This is a genomic window from Sporomusa malonica (assembly GCF_900176355.1).
Taxonomy (GTDB): domain Bacteria; phylum Bacillota; class Negativicutes; order Sporomusales; family Sporomusaceae; genus Sporomusa; species Sporomusa malonica.
Genome location: NZ_FWXI01000004.1, coordinates 16,949 through 40,774 on the forward strand (window position 1 = coordinate 16,949; position 23,826 = coordinate 40,774).

Annotated in this window: 22 protein-coding genes and 1 riboswitch; of the genes, 4 read left to right on the forward strand and 18 right to left on the reverse strand. The window is 40.8% G+C overall.

The window, feature by feature from the left end; genetic code table 11:
* Window positions 1–608: 608 nt before the first annotated feature.
* From B9A22_RS05365 to B9A22_RS05405, 9 genes are all read right to left on the reverse strand, one after another.
* On the reverse strand, window positions 609–2,468 hold the full coding sequence (locus tag B9A22_RS05365) for a YcaO-like family protein (RefSeq protein ID WP_176215406.1): 1,860 nt from the start codon (window positions 2,466–2,468) through the stop codon (window positions 609–611).
* A gap of 158 nt (window positions 2,469–2,626) precedes the next feature.
* Window positions 2,627–4,345: a uracil-xanthine permease family protein gene (locus B9A22_RS05370; protein ID WP_084574690.1), complete on the reverse strand. Its 1,719-nt coding sequence runs from the start codon at window positions 4,343–4,345 to the stop codon at window positions 2,627–2,629.
* A 79-nt stretch (window positions 4,346–4,424) separates the two neighbouring features.
* The gene (locus tag B9A22_RS05375; RefSeq protein ID WP_084574691.1) at window positions 4,425–4,754 is read right to left on the reverse strand and encodes a DHCW motif cupin fold protein; all 330 of its coding nucleotides are present in this window, start codon (window positions 4,752–4,754) and stop codon (window positions 4,425–4,427) included.
* 168 nt (window positions 4,755–4,922) lie between these two features.
* On the reverse strand, window positions 4,923–5,396 hold the full coding sequence (locus B9A22_RS05380; RefSeq protein ID WP_245823822.1) for a MarR family winged helix-turn-helix transcriptional regulator: 474 nt from the start codon (window positions 5,394–5,396) through the stop codon (window positions 4,923–4,925).
* A 109-nt stretch (window positions 5,397–5,505) separates the two neighbouring features.
* Window positions 5,506–6,516, reverse strand: coding sequence for a bile acid:sodium symporter family protein (locus B9A22_RS05385; RefSeq protein ID WP_139796190.1), 1,011 nt, complete (start codon window positions 6,514–6,516; stop codon window positions 5,506–5,508).
* A gap of 70 nt (window positions 6,517–6,586) precedes the next feature.
* A complete protein-coding gene (locus tag B9A22_RS05390) occupies window positions 6,587–7,645 on the reverse strand; it encodes an Ldh family oxidoreductase (protein ID WP_084574693.1) in 1,059 nt (352 codons plus the stop codon).
* 1 nt (window position 7,646) lies between these two features.
* A complete protein-coding gene (locus B9A22_RS05395) occupies window positions 7,647–8,432 on the reverse strand; it encodes an RraA family protein (RefSeq protein WP_084574694.1) in 786 nt (261 codons plus the stop codon).
* Between the two features lie 121 nt (window positions 8,433–8,553).
* On the reverse strand, window positions 8,554–10,503 hold the full coding sequence (locus B9A22_RS05400; RefSeq protein ID WP_176215407.1) for a methyl-accepting chemotaxis protein: 1,950 nt from the start codon (window positions 10,501–10,503) through the stop codon (window positions 8,554–8,556).
* Window positions 10,504–10,610: 107 nt separating this feature from the next.
* Window positions 10,611–10,696, reverse strand: a riboswitch (cyclic di-GMP riboswitch).
* 241 nt (window positions 10,697–10,937) lie between these two features.
* Window positions 10,938–12,104 (reverse strand): iron-containing alcohol dehydrogenase, encoded by a 1,167-nt coding sequence (locus B9A22_RS05405; protein ID WP_084574696.1) that lies wholly within the window; start codon window positions 12,102–12,104, stop codon window positions 10,938–10,940.
* A 256-nt stretch (window positions 12,105–12,360) separates the two neighbouring features.
* Here B9A22_RS05405 and B9A22_RS05410 point away from each other — a divergent pair, with 256 nt between their 5' ends.
* Window positions 12,361–14,064 (forward strand): sigma-54-dependent Fis family transcriptional regulator, encoded by a 1,704-nt coding sequence (locus tag B9A22_RS05410; protein ID WP_084574697.1) that lies wholly within the window; start codon window positions 12,361–12,363, stop codon window positions 14,062–14,064.
* A 121-nt stretch (window positions 14,065–14,185) separates the two neighbouring features.
* On the opposite strand, the gene B9A22_RS05415 is transcribed toward B9A22_RS05410, so the two are convergent.
* Together B9A22_RS05415 and B9A22_RS05420 are read right to left on the reverse strand one after the other, a co-directional pair.
* Window positions 14,186–14,632 carry a hypothetical protein gene (locus tag B9A22_RS05415; RefSeq protein ID WP_084574698.1) on the reverse strand — a complete coding sequence of 149 codons (447 nt, stop codon included), beginning with the start codon at window positions 14,630–14,632 and terminating at the stop codon, window positions 14,186–14,188.
* A complete protein-coding gene (locus tag B9A22_RS05420) occupies window positions 14,632–15,441 on the reverse strand; it encodes a DUF3100 domain-containing protein (protein WP_084574699.1) in 810 nt (269 codons plus the stop codon). Before B9A22_RS05420 ends, B9A22_RS05415 begins: the two co-directional genes overlap by 1 nt.
* A gap of 99 nt (window positions 15,442–15,540) precedes the next feature.
* Here B9A22_RS05420 and B9A22_RS05425 point away from each other — a divergent pair, with 99 nt between their 5' ends.
* Window positions 15,541–16,851: an amidohydrolase gene (locus B9A22_RS05425; RefSeq protein WP_084574700.1), complete on the forward strand. Its 1,311-nt coding sequence runs from the start codon at window positions 15,541–15,543 to the stop codon at window positions 16,849–16,851.
* A 143-nt stretch (window positions 16,852–16,994) separates the two neighbouring features.
* On the forward strand, window positions 16,995–17,237 hold the full coding sequence (locus tag B9A22_RS05430; RefSeq protein ID WP_084574701.1) for a hypothetical protein: 243 nt from the start codon (window positions 16,995–16,997) through the stop codon (window positions 17,235–17,237).
* Here B9A22_RS05430 and B9A22_RS05435 read toward each other — a convergent pair whose 3' ends face one another.
* The 3 genes from B9A22_RS05435 to B9A22_RS05445 form a co-directional block, all read right to left on the reverse strand.
* Complete coding sequence (locus B9A22_RS05435) at window positions 17,238–17,741, reverse strand: GNAT family N-acetyltransferase (protein ID WP_084574702.1); 504 nt, start codon at window positions 17,739–17,741, stop codon at window positions 17,238–17,240.
* A 232-nt stretch (window positions 17,742–17,973) separates the two neighbouring features.
* Complete coding sequence (locus B9A22_RS05440; protein WP_084574703.1) at window positions 17,974–18,576, reverse strand: DJ-1/PfpI family protein; 603 nt, start codon at window positions 18,574–18,576, stop codon at window positions 17,974–17,976.
* 80 nt (window positions 18,577–18,656) lie between these two features.
* Window positions 18,657–19,250 (reverse strand): DJ-1/PfpI family protein, encoded by a 594-nt coding sequence (locus tag B9A22_RS05445; protein WP_084574704.1) that lies wholly within the window; start codon window positions 19,248–19,250, stop codon window positions 18,657–18,659.
* A gap of 131 nt (window positions 19,251–19,381) precedes the next feature.
* Here B9A22_RS05445 and B9A22_RS05450 point away from each other — a divergent pair, with 131 nt between their 5' ends.
* Window positions 19,382–20,263, forward strand: coding sequence for a LysR family transcriptional regulator (locus tag B9A22_RS05450; protein WP_084574705.1), 882 nt, complete (start codon window positions 19,382–19,384; stop codon window positions 20,261–20,263).
* Here B9A22_RS05450 and B9A22_RS05455 read toward each other — a convergent pair.
* From B9A22_RS05455 to B9A22_RS05470, 4 genes are all read right to left on the reverse strand, one after another.
* Entirely contained in the window at window positions 20,256–21,068 is an 813-nt protein-coding gene (locus B9A22_RS05455) for an AraC family transcriptional regulator (protein WP_176215408.1), read from the reverse strand. The two genes, B9A22_RS05450 and B9A22_RS05455, sit on opposite strands and share 8 nt — an antisense overlap.
* Before the next feature lie 76 nt (window positions 21,069–21,144).
* Window positions 21,145–21,534, reverse strand: a complete 390-nt coding sequence (locus tag B9A22_RS05460) for a cupin domain-containing protein (RefSeq protein ID WP_217805883.1) — start codon at window positions 21,532–21,534, stop codon at window positions 21,145–21,147.
* Window positions 21,535–21,628: 94 nt separating this feature from the next.
* Window positions 21,629–22,201 carry a cysteine hydrolase family protein gene (locus tag B9A22_RS05465; RefSeq protein WP_084574707.1) on the reverse strand — a complete coding sequence of 191 codons (573 nt, stop codon included), beginning with the start codon at window positions 22,199–22,201 and terminating at the stop codon, window positions 21,629–21,631.
* 438 nt (window positions 22,202–22,639) lie between these two features.
* Entirely contained in the window at window positions 22,640–23,794 is a 1,155-nt protein-coding gene (locus tag B9A22_RS05470) for an aldo/keto reductase (RefSeq protein WP_245823824.1), read from the reverse strand.
* Window positions 23,795–23,826: the final 32 nt, after the last annotated feature.

Here is a 23,826-nt window from a genome sequence, read left to right on the forward strand (position 1 = left end):
CCCTACCAAGCAGGTAATTTTCAGGAAACAAACGCAGCTTCGCCTCACGGATACCAGTCTATCGGATTATGTACGTGCTGTAATAAACCAGTCGACCCTATCATTTGCTTAACTCCTTATAATATCCCGGGTCTAAGTAACATTTGATACTATATATCATATTATGTTACTAGGCACCCCACTATTAATAGGAGGCGTATTTTATGAGCCACAAAAAGTCTATGTCCTGCATGGATTCCTGTAAATCTATGGACTCCTGTAAGTCCATGTCCTGCATGGATTCCTGCAAATCCATGGACTCTTGTAAGTCCATGGACTATATGGACTCCTGCAAATCTATGGACTCTTGTAAATCCATGGACTGCATGCAATCTATGAAGTGCATGAAGTGCATGAAAGCAATGAGTTGCATGAACTGCATGGCCAGATAAACTACCAGCGATAGGTTAGCTTGTTAATAAGCCCGTAGGTGATCGTGGGTATCCAGATCACCTACGGGCTTATTTTCCTTGTCCTGATAGAAAGTATAACTTTCTCCTGGATAAGGGCAACATCGGCTTCCGCTGTCGCCAAAGGCTCGGCGCAAGCCGTGTTTTCTTTATAAAGAATTATGGCAATGCTAGTCTTGATAATGTGGCCTGCTCTATCAGTTTTTCAGCGTATTTTTCCTTAAGCGTTTTGTATACCTTTTCGTGCTCAATATACGAACAACCCTCGCTATAGTCACATTTTTCGCACTGCCAGCACTGAAGATACCCAAATACATTGAAAAATCGGTCCGCACTTCCAAATTCGTTAATAACCCCTTGAACCATAGGAATAGGATAAAACTCACTTAGAAGACTGACAATATCGCCTTCCTCCATTTCATCGGCACGGGCTCCAAAATAGTCTCGTACACACTTATAAAAATTAAATAAACCCCGATCAAACACTCCCGGCTGCATGCGCCTTGAAAAATCTAAAAACCTCTCAAACGCATAATAAGCATTAGCAAAATCACCTTTCCAATAATGGAGTGCGCTCAGAAACAAGTCTATTCTCACATAGTACCAAGGGAGAGGTTTCTTGATTGTCAGATTCAATATATTAGCAATTGAACTTCCATTATGATAAGGAATTTCGCCAAAAAACTTGATAATTTCATCAGTCTTCTCAATGGTTATTTCTGGTAAATTTCTAATATACTCTTTTACTTTGTTGTATTGCGAGTATTCATCTATCGGCTTTATATCAAAAAACTGTTCAATTTCACTCATACCAGGGACTATGATATGAAAACTAGGAAAACCCAAAAAGGAATTATCACGGACAAAAATTTGATAGCCATTTCCCTTGATTAAACTAAACAGATATTCAAGCAATTGTCTATTGCTATTTGCTTCTATACTAGGAAATTCGGTAAAATCATAACTATATTTTGAAGCAAAAAATCGTGATGGATAGTATCCCGATCCATTTACTAAAATACCAAGTACATTTTCATGATCTTCATCTACCGGACTCCTGTAGACAAACTCTTTCACACCCATCATATCTCGAACTTCCTGCCCCTGTAATAGTTCTGTTAAAGTTCTTTCAGCCGCAATGGCAAAGATCGGGTGAGAACCAAACTTAACAAAATAACTTTGATCATCTTTGTTGATAAAAATTACCCCTACTACGGGAAGTCCTTGCCCGAGGGAGCAGTCTTTCATGATTACTTCAAAATTCCCGCTTTGTTCAATTTGCTGAATCATTCGATAAATGATAGGATGTTGTTTTAAATATTCTACCGGAATGTCAGGTGGAGTAATTTCGTCAACTAATATACGCATGTTGACGTAGCGTTCTAGCACCTCCGAGAGTCCCTGAACCAACGCCTCTTCGGTTGTATTACCAGCGCACATTCCATTAGACATATACATTTTGGAAACCATCTTTATCGGTATGTGGGATATATGTCCACTATTGATATTAAGATATGGTAAAGCAATAAAGTCTGCTGGAACCTTCTCGTAAGAAACTTGCTGCCACTTTTTGAGCAATTCTTGAACATCAAAGTCCCTAGGTGTTTTATTAATTTGGATGCTGGACCACTCCTCATTACTGTTAAGAAACTCTTCCCTACCAATGCGTTGCTCATCAGGAGCATAGTAAAACCCCTGATACCCGAGAGCATCTTCTTTTAAATCATAATTAAGCCGAAAGAAGGCCTGGTTTTGAAGTCTTTCCATAAGTTCGGCGTAGGCACTTGCTAAAGCATACTCGTATGTGGTTCCCTTTCCGTTTGTAGCAAGGTTAGTGTTCCTAATCGTAACAGTGACTGAGTAAAACCCATCCGCAGAGTTCTTCCATCCAGTTTCAACTGCAAGAATATTTAAGTCCGTCAATATATTTCGTATCTTAGTTATGGTTCTCAACGGCAATTCATCCTTGTATTTACATACACTTAAAGTCATAAACTTATCACTCCAGCTTTTTTTCACACTCCAGTTTAAATATATTCTCGATTGGCTCAGGTGGTTCCAATTCAAAATTGCTATTGAATATTATCGTGAAGTCAATCCTTTGAAAATTAATAGAACCATAGCTAACCCTAAGATTTAGCTATGGTTCTACTTTGTTAAACTCGTTTCATGGCAGATCAGTGTTCAAAATGAAATTGCACAATGCAACTCTCACCCAAAATACAAGAATCTATCCTGTTTGAATACTTACGCATCAGAAACCCCGATAATCTTACGAGTGCACTGTCGTCATTAAGCAGTTCCTCATCTGTTGGACGTTTCTCAGGAAATTCCATCAAAGCTCCGTTATATACAACTTTGACAGCTAAATTATATTCATCGAAACTGACTTCTAGTTTTACCTTTCCGTCTCTAACCAGCTCTAATCCAAGGGCTGTCTCGAAGAACTCTATAATTGCGGATGAAGCCCGGTGTATAACCTCACTTCGCGCTCCCCAAGCCGCTCCACTGCCTTCCATGAAATTTATCACTTTTTCTGTCGAATCCGTTCCTAATGTTAGTTCAATAGTACTTTTCTGTTTTATGCCGATACGGAATAACAGATTTAAAGAAATAGCAGTAAGGGAAACCACTGCAAGGGAGGATTTGAATAAAGGCTGGAGCTGCACCGGAAATTGAGCATATATGCTGGGCAGTAAGTCTACACTCAATCCCAAAACCAGTGATAAACCAACTACAAATATTTTCCTATCATCGAGCATACGTGAAGCAACTATTTGAAACCCTTCAATAATAAAGTATCCAAGATTTATTAGCAGCACTGCTCCCATAACGGGTGCAGGCATGATAGCCAATAAAGCAGCAGCTTTCGGAAAAAAAGCCATCGCAATAAACACACCGCTTACAAGGTACGCCAAATAGCGACTAGTAACCCCGTTTACAATAGATAACCCCACACTGCTTGAACTACTGTTCAGTCCCATACAGCCAATAATTCCACAAAATGATGTTCCAATTCCTTCAGCAAAGATGCCATTCCCAACATTTTTTATATCAACGCGTTTCCAATTTGCGTTATTTGTCTTTTGGCATATTGCTAAATTACCCATTGTTTTCAGAGTGGAGCAAATAACTGCGATGAAAAAAGGCAATACTAATCGCTCATCAAAAGACCACTCCATGCGAATGGAAGGAACAGCGACAAATGGCGTAGCAACTAATTGTCCAATATCATCTACTTTTAAAATTCCGAATAAGGAAGACAGTATATACCCCATTACTATGCCGATAAATATAGAGTATTGTCGCATAGAAGATTTTCCCCATACGTTTAATGAAACCATGATCGCCAAGGTTATGATTCCAATCAACATTGATGTAGTATCTATTGTAGTTTTTATATCATCAATGCCAAATATCGCCGAAACCCCGGGAGCAATACCGGCGATCCCGGTCATTGCCACCATTAATCCTGCCACCTCTGTAGGAAATAAAAACCTTATGCGCGGGATTATTTTACTAAGCAGCACCTGAAAGAAACCAGCAATAGTGGTCATACCACATAATAATGCCAAGCCACCTGTCTGCACAGCCAAAGCAGAAGCCTGGTAATACAAAAATCCAGTTTCCTCAGCGCAAAAATATCCTGATCCCATCGCACCTTTACGTAAGACTTGCAATAACGTCCCAATTCCAATCCCTATCATCATTATACTTACAAAATTTCGGGCTACTTCTCGCGACCCGCCCGTCATACTTATGATCAAAACGGGCAGCACCAAATCCATTGACAATACCACTATTTGTTGGATAACAAGCGGAATTGCTACTTTATTCGGTATGTTATCATGAAGTCCATAGATTATATTTATCGGTTTCTTCTCATTATTAACCATTTGTCAGACTTCTGGAACGTAACACCATATTAGTAAAGCGGCTTAGTCGTTCCGTTCTCCTTTCCGAGGATCCTCTTACCTAATCCACAATAAAAAGCTTAGCCCCTGTTTCAGTATATGACCTGTGCGGATTAGCTTCATCCGCAACTTGGTAACTAGTGCCTGGAGTTAAAGTGAATTTTCTCCCGTCGTCAAGCTCCGTAATTAATACGCCCTCTAAGACTAGTAAAACATGTCCCCTATTACACCAGTGGTCGGCTAAATATCCCGGTGTATATTCTACCATTCTCACGCGAATATTCCCCATTTCGAATGTGCGCCAGTAGGCTACTCCATTTATTCCGGAATGCTCTGTTGGGGTAATCTTATCCCACTCAATTGTACAAAAAGGTACGTCTTGTATTTGCATAAACCTAACTTCCTTTCATTTTGTAATATTTACCTTTGATCATATAGATTAAGCCCAAAAAAGTAAATATCCAATTAATTTACTGGTAGAAGTCCAAAAGATATCCGATCTATTCTCGCTGCACAATTCGCTACAAAAAACAAAAAAGTATCAGCTAACGCTAATACTTCAAAATTCTTTCCAATCCTGTTCAATATTTTCACGCATTCGCTTTAGCAACTTCAAAACAGTCTCTCTGTCCTCTGGACTAAATCCAGTAAAACAGCATTCAATATTTCGATTTTCTTCTTCTATCAGGTAGGAATAAACATTCTGAGCTTTGGCTGAAGGAAAAAGGTGCCACATTCTTTTATCCTCATCACTACGTTCTCTCAGCACATATCCCTCATCCATCAACTTTTGTACCGCTTTGGTGGTTGTTGTTTTGTCCACTTTAAGAATGTTGGAGAGATCGATCAGATTGATACCCGGATATTCGCAAATACGGGTCAAAAATATGAATTGGCCTCTTTGTAATTTTATTTCTCGAAATTTAATATCGCTAATTGACTGAATGCAACGTGCAAGCGCCCCAACTTCCCGGAGAACCTTATTTTTTAATTTGCTAATAATTATTCCCCCATATATTATAATTAGTTTCAATTTCAACTAATTATAATATATGGTTTTTTAGTTGAAATGTCAACTAAAATCCACTACCTGGATGATAATATCCTGTGAATCTTTGGTATCTAAGGGATAATACAATCGACTAAGAATTATAAATAGTTCTTTGATGGCGTTGCCGTCTCTCTTCAAATCTTAACTTTCTTTCATCAAAGTATTTAAAAAGATTAGGAATCACCGCCGCAATCGGCTGTTGGAATAGCATACACAAGGTAATGGGGATTGCTACCGCCGGCGGGAAGTAAGTAATTGCTATGACAAGCCCGCAACTAATATTGCGCATACCGACACTATAGATCATCGCCAGCATAATATCACGTGAGCTGTTAGGTATACATAACGAACCAACATATCCCAGCACGTAGCCGGCTGCTACCATCAGCAACACAACGGCCATCATTTGTACTATTTCTACTGACCAGCTAACGTTTGGGGCTACGAGTGATGCGTTTAAGAGTATTACAATAAACAAGGCTACTTTAGAACTCACTCCCCCGATGCCTCTAGAAAAACCGGCTGCTTTGCCGCCAGTCCAATCATAAAATAACATTCCTGCTATGCTCGGAATCGTCACCATCAAAATAAGCTGGATAAGCAAGGATGCATAATTGATAATGATCGACTGATCCACTATCAGTTTATAGTAAAGTGGCAAAAGCACCGGAACGATAAGCGTATCAAGCGTAACAGCTACGAGACAAATGGGTATATTACCCTGAGTAAGAGCTGTCCAGATTACAGATGTGACGCCCACGGGAATGGCGGCACCTATCAGCAACCCTAGTTTCGTTTCGGGCATGTTCGCGAAAAATAAGTTCCCCAATGAGTAGGCTATTAACGGAGTCACAAGATGGATAAGTATCAAAGCCCATAGTGGAACCCATGGTCTTCCAAGCACCTGAATAAAGCTCTTGAAGCCGGTACCCAGCGAAGTAACAAAAGTCATGTAGGCAAACAATGCAACAAGAAGAACGCGAACAAGCGGGCTATCTGGCACTCTCAGTAAACACCCCATCACAAGCGCCACCAAGACCAGCAAAAACATCTTCTTCCCTAACCATTCGTTAACAGCAGCAAACTCCAATTTCACAATCATTCCCCCCAATACGTGCTTTTTCACCGTACTGACATTACTAGCCGGCTTGGAGACTTGCCATCAGTAAATCTTATTCAAGGTCATAGGGTATGCCGCATACCTCGCCTTCATATTTCAAACTGTCTAAAGTAATTCGTGGCAGAGGAATTCCCTCTTGCAGCCTCATCTTCTTCATATTCAATCCCCTTTCACCGGGGAGAAGGATTTCCTCGACGCCTTTAGCTTTGGGGTTATTTTTTACACTTACGATAAATTGGTCCATGGTATCTTTAAATTCCTGTACCGGCCCAAAAGCTTCAAGGCTAATGGCGCCAAAATAGTGACTCGTACAAGTCGGATTATCAAAATCCGCATATAGATCTTTAATTGCAGTTGTAAAGCAGGAGCCTGCTAATATACCGGTTAGCACTTCAATCATCGTTGCAATTGCGTATCCTTTCGGCCCGCCAAAAGGTAATACTGATCCTTCCAAGGCATCTTGGGCATTGGTGGTATCTTCTCCAAACTTATTCCGTGCCCATCCTAAAGGTATTTGCTGCTCTTTTTTTGCAGCCATAATAATTTTGCCTCTAGCGACTACACTGCTTGCCATATCGGCAATAATCGGGAGCTCTTTACCTGCCGGAATGGCGTAAGCAAAGGGGCTCGTACCAAACAATGGCTCAGTACCACCCCAAGGGGCAATACGAGCCGGACCATTACTGGCAGTAAAACCAATCATATCATGCTCTAACGCCATCTCAGCAAAGTAAGCAGCTGCCGAATAGTGGTTAGAGTTGCACACAGTGATAAAGGAAACACCAGTTTTACGAGCTTTATCAATGGCTGCTTCCATCACTTTGCAGGCAGCTGCAGCACCCATACTATTACAAGCATCATACACGGCAGTCCCCTGGCTTTCCGTTATTACTTTTAATTGAACGGCTGGATTAACGATTCTCAAACGCAGTCTTTTTAGGTATATCGCCATACGGCTTACCCCATGTGAGTCGATACCCTTCAAATCGGCATCCACTAAACTATCGGCATTGATATAAGCTTCAGCCTCTGGCACACCGACCTGTTTGAATAGTTGGCAGCAATAGTCGCGCAAACAATCCGCCTTGATCATCTTTGTATCAGTATTCAAATTACAATCCCCCTTGACTCTTCATCGCAATGGCATCACTATGCTGCTCTGAGTCTTTGGGTATAATTCTCACAGGCACATTAACATCAGCCCGTGAGGAAAACCGTCTCTCATTTATAATTTCGACTCCCCGTTCTGCAAGAGCTGGGTCAATCCACGTTCGATCCCACGCCACGTTCGCTATATCTTCCACTATTTTACTCTCAGCTTGAGATTTAGCTTTCGCTTTTTCCAACAAACTTTCGGCATCTCGCGGGCTTAAGACTACAATACCATCCTCGTCGCCGACCACTATATCTCCGGGATGAACCACGACTCCGCCACAAGCGATGGGAACATTGATTTCCCCTGGTCCGTCTTTATAAGGTCCGGCTGGGGTAACTCCTGCCGCATAGATAGGCATCCCCATTTTTTTTAATGCTCCAAGATCACGGATAGCACCGTCGATAATAAAACCGCCGATACCTCGTTTCTTTGCCCATAAAGCCATCAATTCTCCCATAATGGAGTTAGTTAAGTCACCTTGGGCATCTACTACTACAATATCGCCAGGTTGCGCAATATCAATTGCTTTGTGAAGCAAAAGATTATCACCAGGACGTGACTTAACGGTAAAAGCCGGTCCAAGTAAAGGCACGTCGTTAACTGGGCGAAGTTTTGCATTCATGCATGACATGCGATTCATGCTGTCTGCTATATTCGCTACCGGTATCCCTGCAAAACCATCAATTAGAACTTTGGGCGGTCGATTAATATTAAGAAAAATACGCATTCCTACATTTGACATACTCATCGCTCCATTCTGATTAATTGTTTCCTACTCACTACCGGGTTTCTTAGTTAATACCGACCCGCAACCTGGAAATTATACGACCTTCTTTCGACAAGTTTACTCTCTGAAAAAAATGTTATAAGGAGAATTTATTAATCGCATTTTGTAGCTCATCCGCTGTTTCCACTAATGATTGGCTGGCCTTTCTTATCTCGTCTATAGATGCAACTTGCTCTTGGGTGGCTGCTGATACCTGCATAGTCTGATTGGCGTTGTTTTTACTCATATTATCAATATCTTTGATCGCAGCCACGATTTTTTCGCTATTCAATGCCATATGCTCTATAGAGGATGAAATAACTCGAATTTGGTCTGATACCTGATTAGTCATGGCAATAATCTCAGCAAATGTCTGTCCAGCCTCACTAACTATATTGGTTCCCCGTTTGACCTCGTCATTGCCCTGGTTCATGGCCACAACCGCTTTATTGGTATCTGCCTGTATTTCACCAATGAGGAAGGCAATTTGTTTAGTAGCATTTCCTGACTGTTCGGCCAGCTTTCGCACTTCATCGGCCACTACGGCAAAACCGCGTCCTTGTTCGCCAGCACGAGCTGCTTCTATTGCTGCATTTAAGGCCAACAAATTAGTTTGGCTGGCAATACCGGAGATAGTATCAATAATTTGACCAATTTCGGTGGAACGCTCTCCCAGTTTCGTCACCACTGCCGCCGAATTTTCAACACTGGTTTCGATACTTTGCATTTGAGCAACGGCATTTTCTATCGATTTTCCGCCATTTGCAGCCAACTGGGCAGTCTCCACTGATACCGCAACAACAGTACTAGAGTCGGAAACAATTTGCTGAATGTCGGCAACGATCTGAGTCACAATCCCGGTGGTATCATTGGCAGTAGTTACTTGTTTTTCAGCGCTTTCTGAGATGTCGGTAATTGCGGTTGTCACTTGTTCAGCAGTAGCAGCCGATTGTTCGGCACTCGCGGTTAGCTGCTGAGCTGCTGCCGAAACTACTTGGGTGGAAACTGACACGTTCTTGAGCAAGGCTTTTAGCCCATTAACCATTGCATCGAAGTTTTGTGCCAATTTACCGATTTCATCATTACTCTGATTTGTTATTTTTATATTGAGATTACCGTTTTTCAGGGTTTCTGTCGCACTTACTAATTGAGTGATGGGTTTGGTTATTCGGTTGGAGACAACTATACTGACAAAAATGACCACTATTATCGTGATAACCAAAACCATTAGATTGGTGAGCAGCATCCCTTTGCTGACTGCATCATACTCTTCATAATTCTTTTCCATACAAATAATCCAGCGTGTTTTGGGATCATATACATAACTGGCTAGTTTGCGAACACCATTTTCCCCTGCGATTTCTTCAGAACCGCTTTGACCCTTCAGCGCGTTTTGGATAAAGGATAGCTTACTCATATCTGTACGTTCTCCTGCTACCTGGGCAGTAGGGTGAACGATTATTTTTCCGTCTTGATCCAATATGTACGCGGTAACTCCATTAGTTGAGCGGTTAACGACAAAGTCTTTAAAGATGTTAAGATACAGATTTGCTTGTAATACCCCGATAACGGTTCCATTGTCTGCACGTATAGGTGTAGCTAATACCACAACTGGCTGCCCATCTCTCGAACTGATGAGGACTTCGGAAATAACCTCGTCTGTGCCTTTCATCGCTTCCTGATAAAAAAACCGACTAGATACGTTGACCAATTTGGCATCATCGCCTCTAACAATTTGACTACCCTTTGTATTAGAAACAACCATATCAATATTAGAATAGGTCTTTTTAAAGTCGGCAAGTAGTTGTTTAGTAGCTGGCAAATCCAAGTTCTTTACAGCAGCGGTGCGGGAAACCGCTTTAATAATCTCCATGTGCCTATTAATGTAGGATTGAGTCTCCGTTTTAAAAACTTCAACTTTGCTGGCATTAATCGCATAATAATCAGCCTCCAGCGGTTTAGCAAACAGAGAATGGGAAATGAAGGTTGATACCAGTAACGGAATACCACTAACGAGCATGAGTAAAATAATAATATTTTTTTTCATAGGCTTGTTGACCCTCCTAGTAACTAAAGAATTAGGCATGGATATGTTTTAGAAATAATAAAACCAGCCCCATAGCTGGTTTATGAGGCGTTTGGCTGTTAGTACCAAACGGCAACCTGGCAATCATAGGCTTTTTGCCCTTAGACCCATAGCTTTGCGTCCTTACCTTTCGATAAGTTTGCCGATTCTAAAATTGTCACACCTACAACCCTAATCTAATTCCTCAATTTGTAATTTCACTTTAGCATTTTTTCCCTTACAATTCAAATGACTTAACAGTACTTTAACCGATTGTTAACATCCGCGGTTTCACACATTAAAAAACCGTAGACGAAGCGTCTGCGGTTTTTCAAACCTTGCGGGGATACATTAATAGCAATCAATCATTTTAGCATGAATCGATATAAATCCAGTTACATCATTCAACCACTGTTTTACATAGCTGCCTTATAGATACCAATTATATCATCAAGAGTAGCAGTACGTGGATTAAATAGGCTGCAAATATCTTTCATTGCGTTACCGGCCATAACCTCGAAATCTTTTTCGTTAACCTTTAATTGAGTAAGGCCGGAAGGTATACCAATATCAGCGGATAATTTTTTAATAGCCGCTATAGCTTTATCAGCAGCATCACGGACAGACAAACCTTGTATATTTTCCCCCATTGCTACGGCAATATCAACAAAACGCTCTGGACAAGCAATAATATTAAATATTTCAACATGAGGCAGTAAAATAGCATTGCACACACCGTGCGGCAGGTTGTATAAACCGCCTAGTTGGTGAGCCATAGCATGCACATATCCCAAACCCGCGTTGTTAAATGCCATTCCAGCTAAATATTCAGCATAAGCCATTTTGTCACGGGCTTCCATATTCTGCCCATTGGCTACTGCATTTCGTAAATTAGTAGCTATAAGTTTAATGGCCATTAGAGCCGCCGAATCAGTAACTGGTGTAGCGGCAATGGAAACATACGCTTCAACGGCATGAGTTAATGCATCCATGCCGGTAGCAGCAGTAAGAGCTGGCGGCATACCAACCATCAGTAAAGGATCATTAATCGCAACATTTGGAGTAGTATGCCAGTCAGCAATAGCCATTTTTACATGGTTAGAAGTATTGGTAATAACAGCAAATCGAGTCATCTCAGAAGCAGTACCGGCGGTGGTGTTTACGGCGATAAACGGCGGCATCGGCTTCTTAGATTTATCAAGACCTTCAAAGTCACGAATGTTTCCTCCATTGGTAGCCAATAAGCCAATTCCCTTACCACAATCGTGGGCACTGCCACCGCCCAGGGTTAATATGGTATCACATCCGCTTTCCTGGTATTCCGTTAAACCATCATGAACGTTTTTGTCAGTAGGATTGGGTTCTGCTCCTGCAAAAACTGCAACCTTAATACCATCCGCTTCCAGCATTGCCTTAATATCATCGGCCATCCCACCAGGGCGGCCTAGGTAAGCATCCGTAACTAGGAATACACTTGTACCGCCAAGAGTTTTCACTTGTGCTGGAATCTGCTTGTGTGCTCCTACGCCCATTAGGCTCACGGTAGGAATAAAATAACCATAGACTTGCTCACCAATAGCCATAAATATAAAACCTCCTTAGGGCTAAGCCCATTTTGATTTACTGGACTATTAATAATGCAAGCATTGTGCCAAAATTAGATTTTAAAAATAATACTACGTAGATGGCTTATTCATCAACAAACTCAAAAATAAGCAGTATTCAAAAAAGGAATATTATAAATCTATATGGAAATATGTACCAAGCAAGGAGCGGTTTGCTTGGACTAATGTACCATTAGTGATACACGTATCGTGTACTTTTTGCTGGAGGTGAATTATGGCTAGCCTATTAAACAGTTTTATTCATGGAAATGATACCAGAGTAATAGATAAAGTCCCGCCGCCTATCTTCCAATCTTGGAAAAGATGCCGGGGACTAAATATCAATCATGAACAGATCTTTCAAGATGATATTTTGCAATCGAGCAGACTGAAAGAGTTATTAGAAAGAAATGAAACACTAATTAATGCCGCTAAGCCAATCCTGCAGCATATATTAAGTTTATTGCGTAGAAGTAATTATCAAATCATGCTCAGTAACAATGAAGGATACATTCTGGAAACCCTTGGAGATCCCTCATTTGTTAACAAAACTGAAAAAATATTTTTATCCCCCGGCGTTAACTGGCGGGAAAATTTAAAGGGTACAAATGGGATAGGTACTGTACTCATCGAGCAAACTCCTTTAGCGATTCCTGGCTGGACGCACTATTCGCTGCCTGTTAGCTTTTTAGATTGTTGGGCTTCTCCTATTAGCTCCAGTGACGGAAACTTAATGGGAGTACTTAACATCTCTGGCGAGGCCGGTGCTAAGCATAAACATTTAATGGAGTTAACGACCATTGGAGCAACTATGATTGAACAAAGCCTCCAAATCGCTGAAATGAAAGCAAGATTTAATCTTGCCAAGGGAGATCTAGATGTTTTAGGTAAAATCTTGCTGCGTGGCTCAGTACATGTTGATAACGACGGTTTAAGGAAGACAGAACCACAAAATTTCTATGTACCGATTTCGTTTAATCACATAGTAGAATGTGAAAACAATCAATGGCATGGACGCAGCCCAAAAACTCATTCTATCCTTGATATCGCTACGCGCGCAGCTCGGACAGACTCAACCGTTCTCATCCAAGGGGAAAGTGGTACAGGCAAGGAAATTGTCGCTAGGACTATCCATAACTCCAGTATTCGAAAGGAAAAGTCTTTTATAACATTAAACTGTGCGGCAATTCCCAACAACCTGGTAGAAAGCGAACTCTTTGGTTATGCTGACGGCGCATTTACGGGGGCAAAGAGGGGTGGACAGCCGGGGAAATTTGAGCTAGCGAGTGCTGGGACAATATTTTTAGATGAAATCGGTGATATGCCGTTTCACGTTCAGGCGTCACTGTTAAGAGTCCTTCAACAAAAAGAATTCTATCGTATTGGTGATGATAAGTGCCGGGTAATGGATGCCCGTGTTATTGCTGCAACTAATCAGGATTTACGCCGGATGGTAGATCAAGGAAAATTTCGGTTAGATTTATATTATCGTCTAAAAGTCATTTTTATAGAAATCCCCCCACTTAGAGAACGAATTGAGGATATTTGGGATCTAGTACCCTATTTTATCGAAAAATTCTGTAATAAATTCGGATTGCCAAGAATGGATATCAGCCCAGAGTTATTTCACCATTTAGTTAATAATCAATGGCCAGGCAATGTACGACAGTTAGAAAACTGTATCGAGAATATGATAGCCTTATCGACAGGAGCATCAACGTTAACCATAGAAGACCTACCTAATGAATACAAAACTAAGTTTCAAAGATCAAGCGCTAGTCTTGAAAATGAAATATCGCTGCAAACTGCCGCCCTCGAGAGAAAACGGATTATTCAGACATTAAAAGATACTAATGGAAATATCGCTGCTGCAGCCCGAAAACTAGGAATAGGTCGCACTACTATGTACCGTAAGATGGCCAAATTAGAGTTGATATAGACTTTAACATTTTTTGTTCACTTGGACCATGCAGCCTATGGCCAGATGCAGCAAAAACCAGCCGCCCTTGCACAAGGTTGCGGCTGGTTTTCATTTAGAAATCAGACCATATAATATGACTTTAAATTATGCCCTCAAAACGCAACACAATCTCCGCAATGAGAGTGGCAAACAAGAACGTACCTGTATAAACAGCCAATGCCACCACAATAATTCGCCAAGACATCTGCTTGAAGGCCTCTATATCCTTGCCGATAGATAAACCAGCATAAGCTAGAATTGGCGTACAAATAGCAAGAAAATCAACCTTAGAGGTATATGAAGTAATCGTCGCGGCAATTGGCGAAATTGGGGCTGTAGCAACAAGCGCCACTATGGATACCCAAAACACCATCGGCAGCTTAAGGGGTATCACACGGGTAAGCCCAGCACCCAGCAACGTAATTACCAGCATGATTATATAACCAATAGCAGCCTCTCCGACCGGCATCTTATAACCAATAGTATTACCTGCTATTGTCATAATCCCCATCAAGGTAAAGGCAATGAACATGTCTCGGATACTCATTATTGGCTTACCTCCTTCGTACTGTCTTTTCGCCCGATAATAGGCTTAAGTACACCATAAAGTTTCTCGGTAAGCGGCAGGGATATAAAGAGTGAAAAATAGATGCCGATAATGGTCGTTAAAAGATTTGAGGCCCCGGCATACATTAAAATCTCATTGGCCTTATCAGGGAAAACAGATTTAATCGCACCAGAGGCTGCCGCCATCATGCTGCCTGAACCAACTCCGGCTCCCATGGCTAATGCATACGGGTGGAATACTTTTAAAGCAGCAAGATAGCCTGCTAATAATCCCAGCCATACTGCGCCGAATAACGTACCACATATGTAAACAGACATTACCCCGCGCCCTTCAGGAGAGCTTATCCCATATTTTTCCCCGATAATGGCAATATTAGGTTCTCGGTCAATGGAAAATGTTGCGCCAATAGCTTCACGCCCCATTCCCAGTGCGATCGCAATTGGCAGACCAAGGATAACGGTCCCCAGGAAATGTCCCAGCTCCTGCAACGATAAAGCAAGTCCAGATTGTACGACCTTTACAACCTGCGGGCCGATTACCGTTCCAAGTTTAGTAACAAGCATAAGTGTGGTTATGCTTAAAATAGTCGAAGCCAGGTTCATTTCCTCGACTTTAATTAACTTCAAACGAGGAACACTCAGAATACCACCAATAATCATTGCATACAGCATTGGCAGGAATAATAGTACCCCTGGGCCCAGCGGCACCTTTTTCGTACCAATCCACTCACAAACCACGACAATAATGAGTGCCACAATATGAATTTTCCAGTTCTTTAAGATAGCCAAGATTGTAACTCCTCCTTTGTTAGTGAAATATAACACACATTATACCATATTATAGGTAACCTATGGTAAAATAGATAAAAAACAAATTAGGAGTTATTTATGCAAACAATGGATTTAAAAAGTGCAGTATGCAAAATTATTGACGAACATAGTGAAAAAATCATCAGTCTAGCACAAACGGTTGCACAGCATCCGGAGTTGGGCTACAAAGAATATGTCACTTCTCAATCAGTGAAGGATTTCTTTGATGAAATTGGCTTACAATACCAGGACGGATTAGCCATCACAGGTGTAAAAGCGACCTTAAAGGAAAAGAGCAACGGTCCTACTGTTGCCATAGTAGGGGAATTGGATGCAGTGTTATGTCCCGATAGCCCCTCTGCCGACCCAACAACCGGGGCAGCGCATGCCTGCGGGCACCATCTCCAGCTTGGTGCTATGCTGGGTGCGGCACTGGGCCTGAAACTGAGCGGTATCAGCCCGCACCTTACGGGAAACGTAGCCTTTATGGCCGTGCCTGCCGAAGAATATGTCGAGATTGCCTATAGGATGAAACTTCGCGAAGAAGGAAAAATCCATTACCTCGGCGGCAAGCAAGAGCTGATCTATCGCGGCGCCTTTGATGATATTAATATGGCAATGATGATTCACTCTGCTAAGGAATCACCTGAGCCTACAGTAGTAATGGGTGAATCAAGCAATGGTTTTATCGGCAAAACCATTCAGTATATTGGCAAAGAAGCACACGCGGCCGAAGCCCCAGACCAAGGCATTAATGCGCTCAATGCTGCCATGCTTGGCCTCATGGGGGTTCACGCCCTGCGGGAGACTTTCCGGGACGGTGATATTGTGCGCGTACACCCTATCATCACCAAGGGCGGTGACCTGGTAAACAGCGTACCAGCCGATGTACGGCTGGAAACATACGTAAGAGCTAAAACCATGAACGCCATCGACGCTACGCACCTTAAGGTAGATCGGGCATTCCGAGCTGGTGGCGATGCCATTGGAGCACAGACAGTTATTAAAACCCTGCCCGGCTACCTGCCACTAAATTGCCCCGAATCCTTCAATAACCTGTTTATCGCCAACGCCTTGCAAATGGTATCAAAAGAGAATGTTAAATATTCCGGGCACTTCGGCGCCTCCACCGACATGGGGGATGTGTCCCACCTCATGCCAACCATTCACCCTTATATTGGCGGGGTAGCAGGTGCGCTGCACACACGGGATTTCAAAGCTGTAGACTACTTTGCAGCCTGCGTCCTACCTGCAAAACTCATGGCAATGACAGTCATCGATCTGCTCACAAACAATGCGCAAGAAGCAAACTCCATCATAAAGTCCTATCGCCCTCTAATGACCAAGTCCGAATACATCAAAAAGCTGGATAGCTACTTCTCCGGCTAAACGATCAAATTACATTTCTCAATATTAAATTTAAGTGCATGGTAACGAAAAATTAATAATCTTTTAACATAATTTGTCTATCTCTCAACACGATTATTCGGTATATTCTTAGAATATACCGAAGTTTTGGGAGGAAATTGAGAATGCGAGAAACAATTACAATTAATAGAATTATCCATTGCTCGTTTACAAATAAAGAAGTAGCTCAGCAAATTTCAGCATATACCCTCTCCGATCAAGGAAAGGAGCAGACCAGCGAACTACTTACGAAATATTGCAGTGGTGAGCATGCCTGCAAAAGTCCGGATTGCCAATTCATTACCGGCTTGCCAGGGAAAAATTATACCAAATCACTTGAAAGTCTCTATAGTTGTTGGGGTAAATAATCACACTGATTGCTGTTTAAGCGTAATCTTATAAAATCTTGTATCCACTTTCATAATTGGAAATGTATTTGGTAATAACTCACTAGATATTAGAGCAAACCGATTTTTCTCATAAAAGCGATGTGCAGCTAAGAATTTTTCGGTGGTTCCCAGGTAAATTTCATGCATGTTATGCTCACTGGCCCATGACATTAATTCTGATAGCAACAAATCTGCTGTATTATAGCTTCTCCCTCTATAATCAGCTTTCACAAACATTTTTCTTAAAGCCCCTTGATGATTTCCAATATCTATCAGTGCACTTGTTCCAACAACCTGGTTATTATAAAGTGCTATCCAAAAATTCCCACAGCCTGATTGATAAAAGTTGGGGATATCACCTAAATCTGGTTGATCTTCTCTGCTTATAGGAATATCAAACTCATTTCGTTGAATATTGAGAATTAAATCAATAACATCATTTTGATACTCCTGAGAAAATTCCCGTATACTAATTTTTTTCATTTTTGTACGCCTCCTTGTTGACCTTTCCCCTAACTTATTAGAGCTCTTCTCTGTATGATTTTAACTCTTTTTAATCCTGCTCAATATTTTACGCATTATTTAAGTAGTTGATATTTCAACTACTTAAATTTTATCGCCATGTAGTTGAAATGTCAACTACATGGCGATAAAATAGTTCATATTATCAATTTGATAGGCAATTTACTTGAGGCACGTACTCTGAATAGCAGTTTTACTCAGCGATCACTATATCGTACTCCATACGTTTGGCCGTAGCTCTGGCAATCTCAGGACCCAAAAGTTTTTTTATGATGTGAAATGACATATCAAGACCAGCAGAAATTCCAGCGGCAGTAATGATTGATCCTTCATCTACATATTTTTGCCCCTGCTGAATATCAATTTGAGGATACTCCCTTGCTAGTCGTTCAATATCCATCCAGTGTGTAGTCGCTTTTTTACCATCAAGCAGTCCTGCTTTTGCCAGAAGAAAAGCACCTGTGCAAACCGATGCGAGCAGTTTTACTTTAGTTGATTGTTTTCTTATCCAATCAATGATTATTTCATTATGTATTTCTATTTCCTCAGCACCATACCCGCCTGGAATAATTAATATATCCAATGCAGGCGCATCAGCAATACTATAGCTAGGTTTTACCATTAAACCATTTCGGGCACTCACCATTTCTCCTGTTTGCGAAATAATATGTACGGCAAAAGGCCTATCCAGTTTACTGAGTGATGTCGTTATAGAGAATACTTCAAACGGCCCTGCAAAATCCAGTACCTCCACTTCATTAAACAATAGAATACCTACATTCAATTGTTGCGCCATGCTTATCCCTCCAGCATTTACTCTATTTCAACCTTAAAAAATCCTACTTATAGGGGGTATTGCGTTTTTGCCAGCCTGAGTCATTCAATGTCTTGGAATCCCATAAGGGACTTTACACGCTGGCAGTTTTCTACTGATGTTAGCCGCTCAAGTAAAATGAAAGCTACATCCAACGCCGTGGCTGGGCAAGAAGAAGTAATAATATTTCCATCAACAACTACTGGTTGATTCACTATGTCTACTCCATACGAAGCCAATTGCTTTTGCCGTAACTGATTATTAAGATGATAGGTAGTCCCCTTTCGCCTTGTGAGAACTCCACTCTTACCTACAGGCAACGCCCCTACACAGATTGTCGCTATATATTTTCCGGCTTCATCAAACTGACGAATCAAGGAGAGAAATTCCTCGTGATAGGCATCTTGATAGAAACCAGCCTCCTCAAATCCACCGGGAATCGCTAAGGCAACATAATTCGATACGTCCACAGTATTTACTTGTATCTCGGGAATGACGGTAAATCCCCAAGTGCTCTTTAGCTGCTTGTGCATTCCACAAGTCACTATTTGAGTAGTTCCATCTCCTTCATATTCGTTCCATCCTAATACATCTGTAAAAACACTGGCTTCATAAGCTTCAAAGCCGTTAGCCAGTAAAAGCAATACTTTTTTCACAGCCGTTTCCCACCTTCCCTTAATTTCTGGAAATATTTATGATTTCATAGTATCATATAGATTACATTAGCGTAAAATTGAATATTTCAAATGAAACATTCAATTTTTTCGAATTTGCAAGGAGAATAATCATGGATTTACGCCAGTTAAGAACCTTCCTCAGCATTGCAAAAATGGGCAGCTTTATTCAAGCTGCCACTCATCTCGGGTATACGCAATCTACTGTAACTACGCAGATAAAAAACCTGGAAGGTTACCTGGGTATTAAACTCTTCGACCGTCTGGGACATAAAATCAATCTAACTTCTGAAGGCAGAACTTTTAAAACTTATGCGGAAAAAATCATTAAACTTACTGATGAGGCGAAAGAAGCAGTCAAACCCGCAAATACGCCTCATGGAACAATAATCCTCGGAACAAGTGAGTCACTCAGCACTTATAAGATTCCAACTTTATTACAGACTTATCGTCATGATTACGCTAACGTAGAACTCGTTCTAAAGTTTGAGAATTGCAGTAAAATTCGCGACTGTATTCGTAACAACGAGCTGGATATTGCCCTAATAATTAACCGTAAAGTGGAAGATCCTGACTTTATAGTGAAAACCTTGTCACTTGAACCAATGGTTTTTATTACCGCCCCGGATCATCCTTTTGCTAAACAGATAATTTCACCCCAAGCGCTGAGTGAAACATGCCTTATTTTGACCGAACCAGGTTGCAGCTATCGGGCAACGCTTGAGCGAATTCTTGATGATTCCTATATCACTCCTCGCGCTAGCATGGAAGTAAATAGTATTGAATCTATTAAGCAGTTGGTTATGCTGGGCTTAGGTATTTCACTACTCCCTCGTTTTACTGTTGAAAAAGAACTTCAAAATAACCAGCTGGCTGCAGCGACAAACCATCTGCCGCTTCCACAATATATGACGCAGCTTATCTATCACAAAAGCAAGTGGCTTTCACCTGCGTTACATGCTTTTATTGAAACAGTCGATCAAGCTTTTAAATAGACTTTATAAATTCCCCCGGCGTTATACCAACTAATTTTTTAAATGTATTTGAAAAATGACTCTGATCTGAAAAACCAGTTTTAAATGCTACTTCGCTTATCGAAATACCATGGGCTAACATTCCCTTAGCATGTCGTATACGAACTTGCTGCTGATATATATGTGGGGGAATCCCAATTACTTGGTTAAAAACACGAATCAGATAATAGGGACTAAGATAGGCAGATCTTGCAATATCACCTAGCGAAAAGCTATCTTCATAATGGGTTTCAATGAAATTTTGAGCACGCTTAACGCTGTCATACTGATTATTACTTATCCTTAAATCTTCGGCAATATCCGCGCAATATTCAACTACTTCACCTATCGTAGAGATTAATGCGGATTGTTTGCAAAAGCTCGTCTCGGTACTCGTTAATACAGTATAAAGGTTTAGCAATTGCGCAAACTGCCTTCTATCATCGAAAACTAAGTTCTTAATTATATAACTATCCTTTTCATTTTTTGGTAGTATCATGTTCAGTAGATCTGACGTAATCAGAAACAGATGATATGTATGTGGTTCTCCTCCTGATCCACAGGAATGCGCCTCATCCGGGGGTATGACAAATACCTGACCAGGTATTACTTCATACCGTTCTCCACGGCATAAAATAAAGCGAACTCCTAGTTCCACTACCCCGATGCATAAAGTCCTGTGAGTATGGCGAGAGAAATTATGCCTAACATGTCTTCCACGTATAAGCTCTAGTCCAAAAGTTTTCCTGAAATCATAGAAATGAATTCTTCCAGACAGTTGTTTCATTGGCATTCTTTCCACCTTTACACAGTATTAAAGCCGACCGACGATTAGCGATCGACTTTAATATTATTGAAAACCATTATACTAATGCTGGAATAAACTTTGCCAAAATGTAGAGATCTTCTTCTCCAGCTTTTACGATATGGGGAATGTCAGGAGGAATTACTGCAGCGACACCAGCACGATAATTGACCTCTTTGCTTTCAATAATACATCTCCCATGACCTTTTATTACCTCGTGCAATTCCCATTTACCCTCATGAATGTGTTTACCAATTTCACATCCACTATTCACGCGTACCAAATGGCTACTAAATTTTCCGTCGGTATTTTTTGCCGTGATGAGATGTTTTAATGAAACCCCTAAAAATGTAGGATGATCATACCATGTTAAGTCCCTCACTTTTATCTCATCAGAGGTACCAAAAACCATTTCTTCTTGAATCGCTTCTAAAATACCAGTAGTCACTATACATTACCCCTTTCCATTTTTAAATTGGAATTTTAATTATATTATCTTTATCTTTAGGGATAACGTATTGTAGATTATTGCTTTTTTTATCTCATAATACCTTTTCCAGTTCACTCGCAGTAATAATTTTACAATATTCATTATTCATATTGGCCAATGACATCGCATGCACCTCTTCGGCACTATAAATATGGCCACGATAATCCGGCTTAGCAAACGTAAATGTTGCATCTTCTACTAGATATGTATTAAATCCTAAGTTTCCAGCCATTCTGACAGTGGTCTCCACCGAGTTGTTGGTTATTACTCCAAAAATCACCAAGCATGAAATTTTTTGCTCATTAAGTATTGCCTCTAAGTTTGTTCCTATAAATGCACTATGGGCATGCTTAATAATTATTAGTTCACCTTCTATTGGTGTGACACATTCTTTAAACTCACATCCAACAAAACCCGGCCGATACGTTGAATTAGGTTCCTTTGATTCGTGCTTTACGTGAATTATCGTGCGCCCTGACTGTCGCCATTTACTTAAGATTAATGACATATTAGTTTCAGCGTTAAGATTATTCCGCTTTCCATACTTAGACCATTCTGGCTGATCTATGGCTTTTTGTACGTCAATTATGAGCAAGGCAGTTTCTTTAGGCAGTTCAATACGCATAAATCATCCTCCGATTATGGTTTAAAAATATACGAACTACTAGATCTTCTAACAGACTTTGAAAGAGGGAACATAGCTTTCGCCTAGGATAAAGAATTCTTCAATTAGAATTGTAAATATTGTAATATTTGCCATTTAACTACTAAACTCCTGCAAAAGATAACAATCCGAAGCTTCTAACAAACAAAGTGCAACTTTTGCCGGAGTATATTTTAATTAAAACAGACACATGCTGTCATAGAGACTCAAAAAGGAGGGTGTCTATGACGCACATAAACAGGCGTGAATATTTAAAGATTCTCAAAAACCACCCTGAAGAAGTTAAGCGAACAAAACATGGCTTTTGGATATGGAAGTAAATAGCTAATGCCGCCAACGACAATGTTGGCGGCATTAGCTATTTACAGGACTTAGTTGTATTTTGCCAAATAGTTGTTCTCATTCAAATAATTCATTAACATTCTTTAATTCTTCACGAATTGCAATGCCTTGCGGACAATGCTCTTCGCATTTGCCACATTCTACACACTTGGACGCTGGAGCTGCAAACTTAGTTAAAATCTCATACCGTTGCTTTGCTGAGGGAGTGCCGTCAAAAACCCAATAGTCATTATATGTTGAAAAGCAAAACGGAATATTAATTCCTGCAGGACAAGGCATGCAGTACGCACATGCTGTACAATTCACTTTTATTCTTTCTTTAAAAAGGTTTTTTATTTCTTCAACAATTCCTACTTCGTTTGCCGTTAGTGAATTAGCCTGTGCCTCTTGGGCCACTTTTATGTTTTCCGTCGCCTGCTCCATAGTAGTCATACCGCTTAATACAACAGATACTTCCGGATGATTCCATACCCATCGTAAAGCCAATTCCGCCGGAGTTCGCTTTACCTCAGCTTGATCAAGTAAAGTATTTGCTGCCGTGGGCAGATTGACAATATTACCGCCGCGTAGAGGCTCCATAATCGCAATACCCAAACCTTTTTTGGCAGCATACTCCAGGCCTTCCTTGCCTGCCTGATAATCTTCGTCCAAATAATTATATTGAATTTGGCAAAATGACCAGTCATAATAATCTACAATTTCCTTAAAGAGCCCGCTCTCATCATGAAAAGAAAATCCAGCGTATTTGATTCTTCCATCTTTAATCGCTTGATCTAAAAATTCGCTAATGCCAGCTTCTTTTAATACAGGCCAAACGCCTTTATTTAATGAATGTACTAGGTAAAAATCAATCACATCTGTCTCAAGGCGTTCTAATTGTTCATTTAAGTATTTTTCCATATCGGTTCTAGTTTTGATCAGCCAACTGGGGAGCTTGGTCGCTAGCATGATTCGCTTTCTATAACCATCCCTTAAGGCTTTAGCAACAAAAGGTTCGCTTGCTCCGCCTTGAGTAAAACCGGTGCCGTGATAGGGGTAAGCAGTATCCACATAATTTACGCCTGAATCAATGGCATACCGAATCATGTTAATTGCTTTGTCCTCATCAATATTTGTTGGATCATTGGCAATAATCGGCAGCCTCATGCAGCCAAATCCTAAAACTGAGACCATTTCATTTGTCTTACCAAACTTTCTGTACAACAAAATCATCACACCTCGCCATTAAAATTTTCGGATGTCCA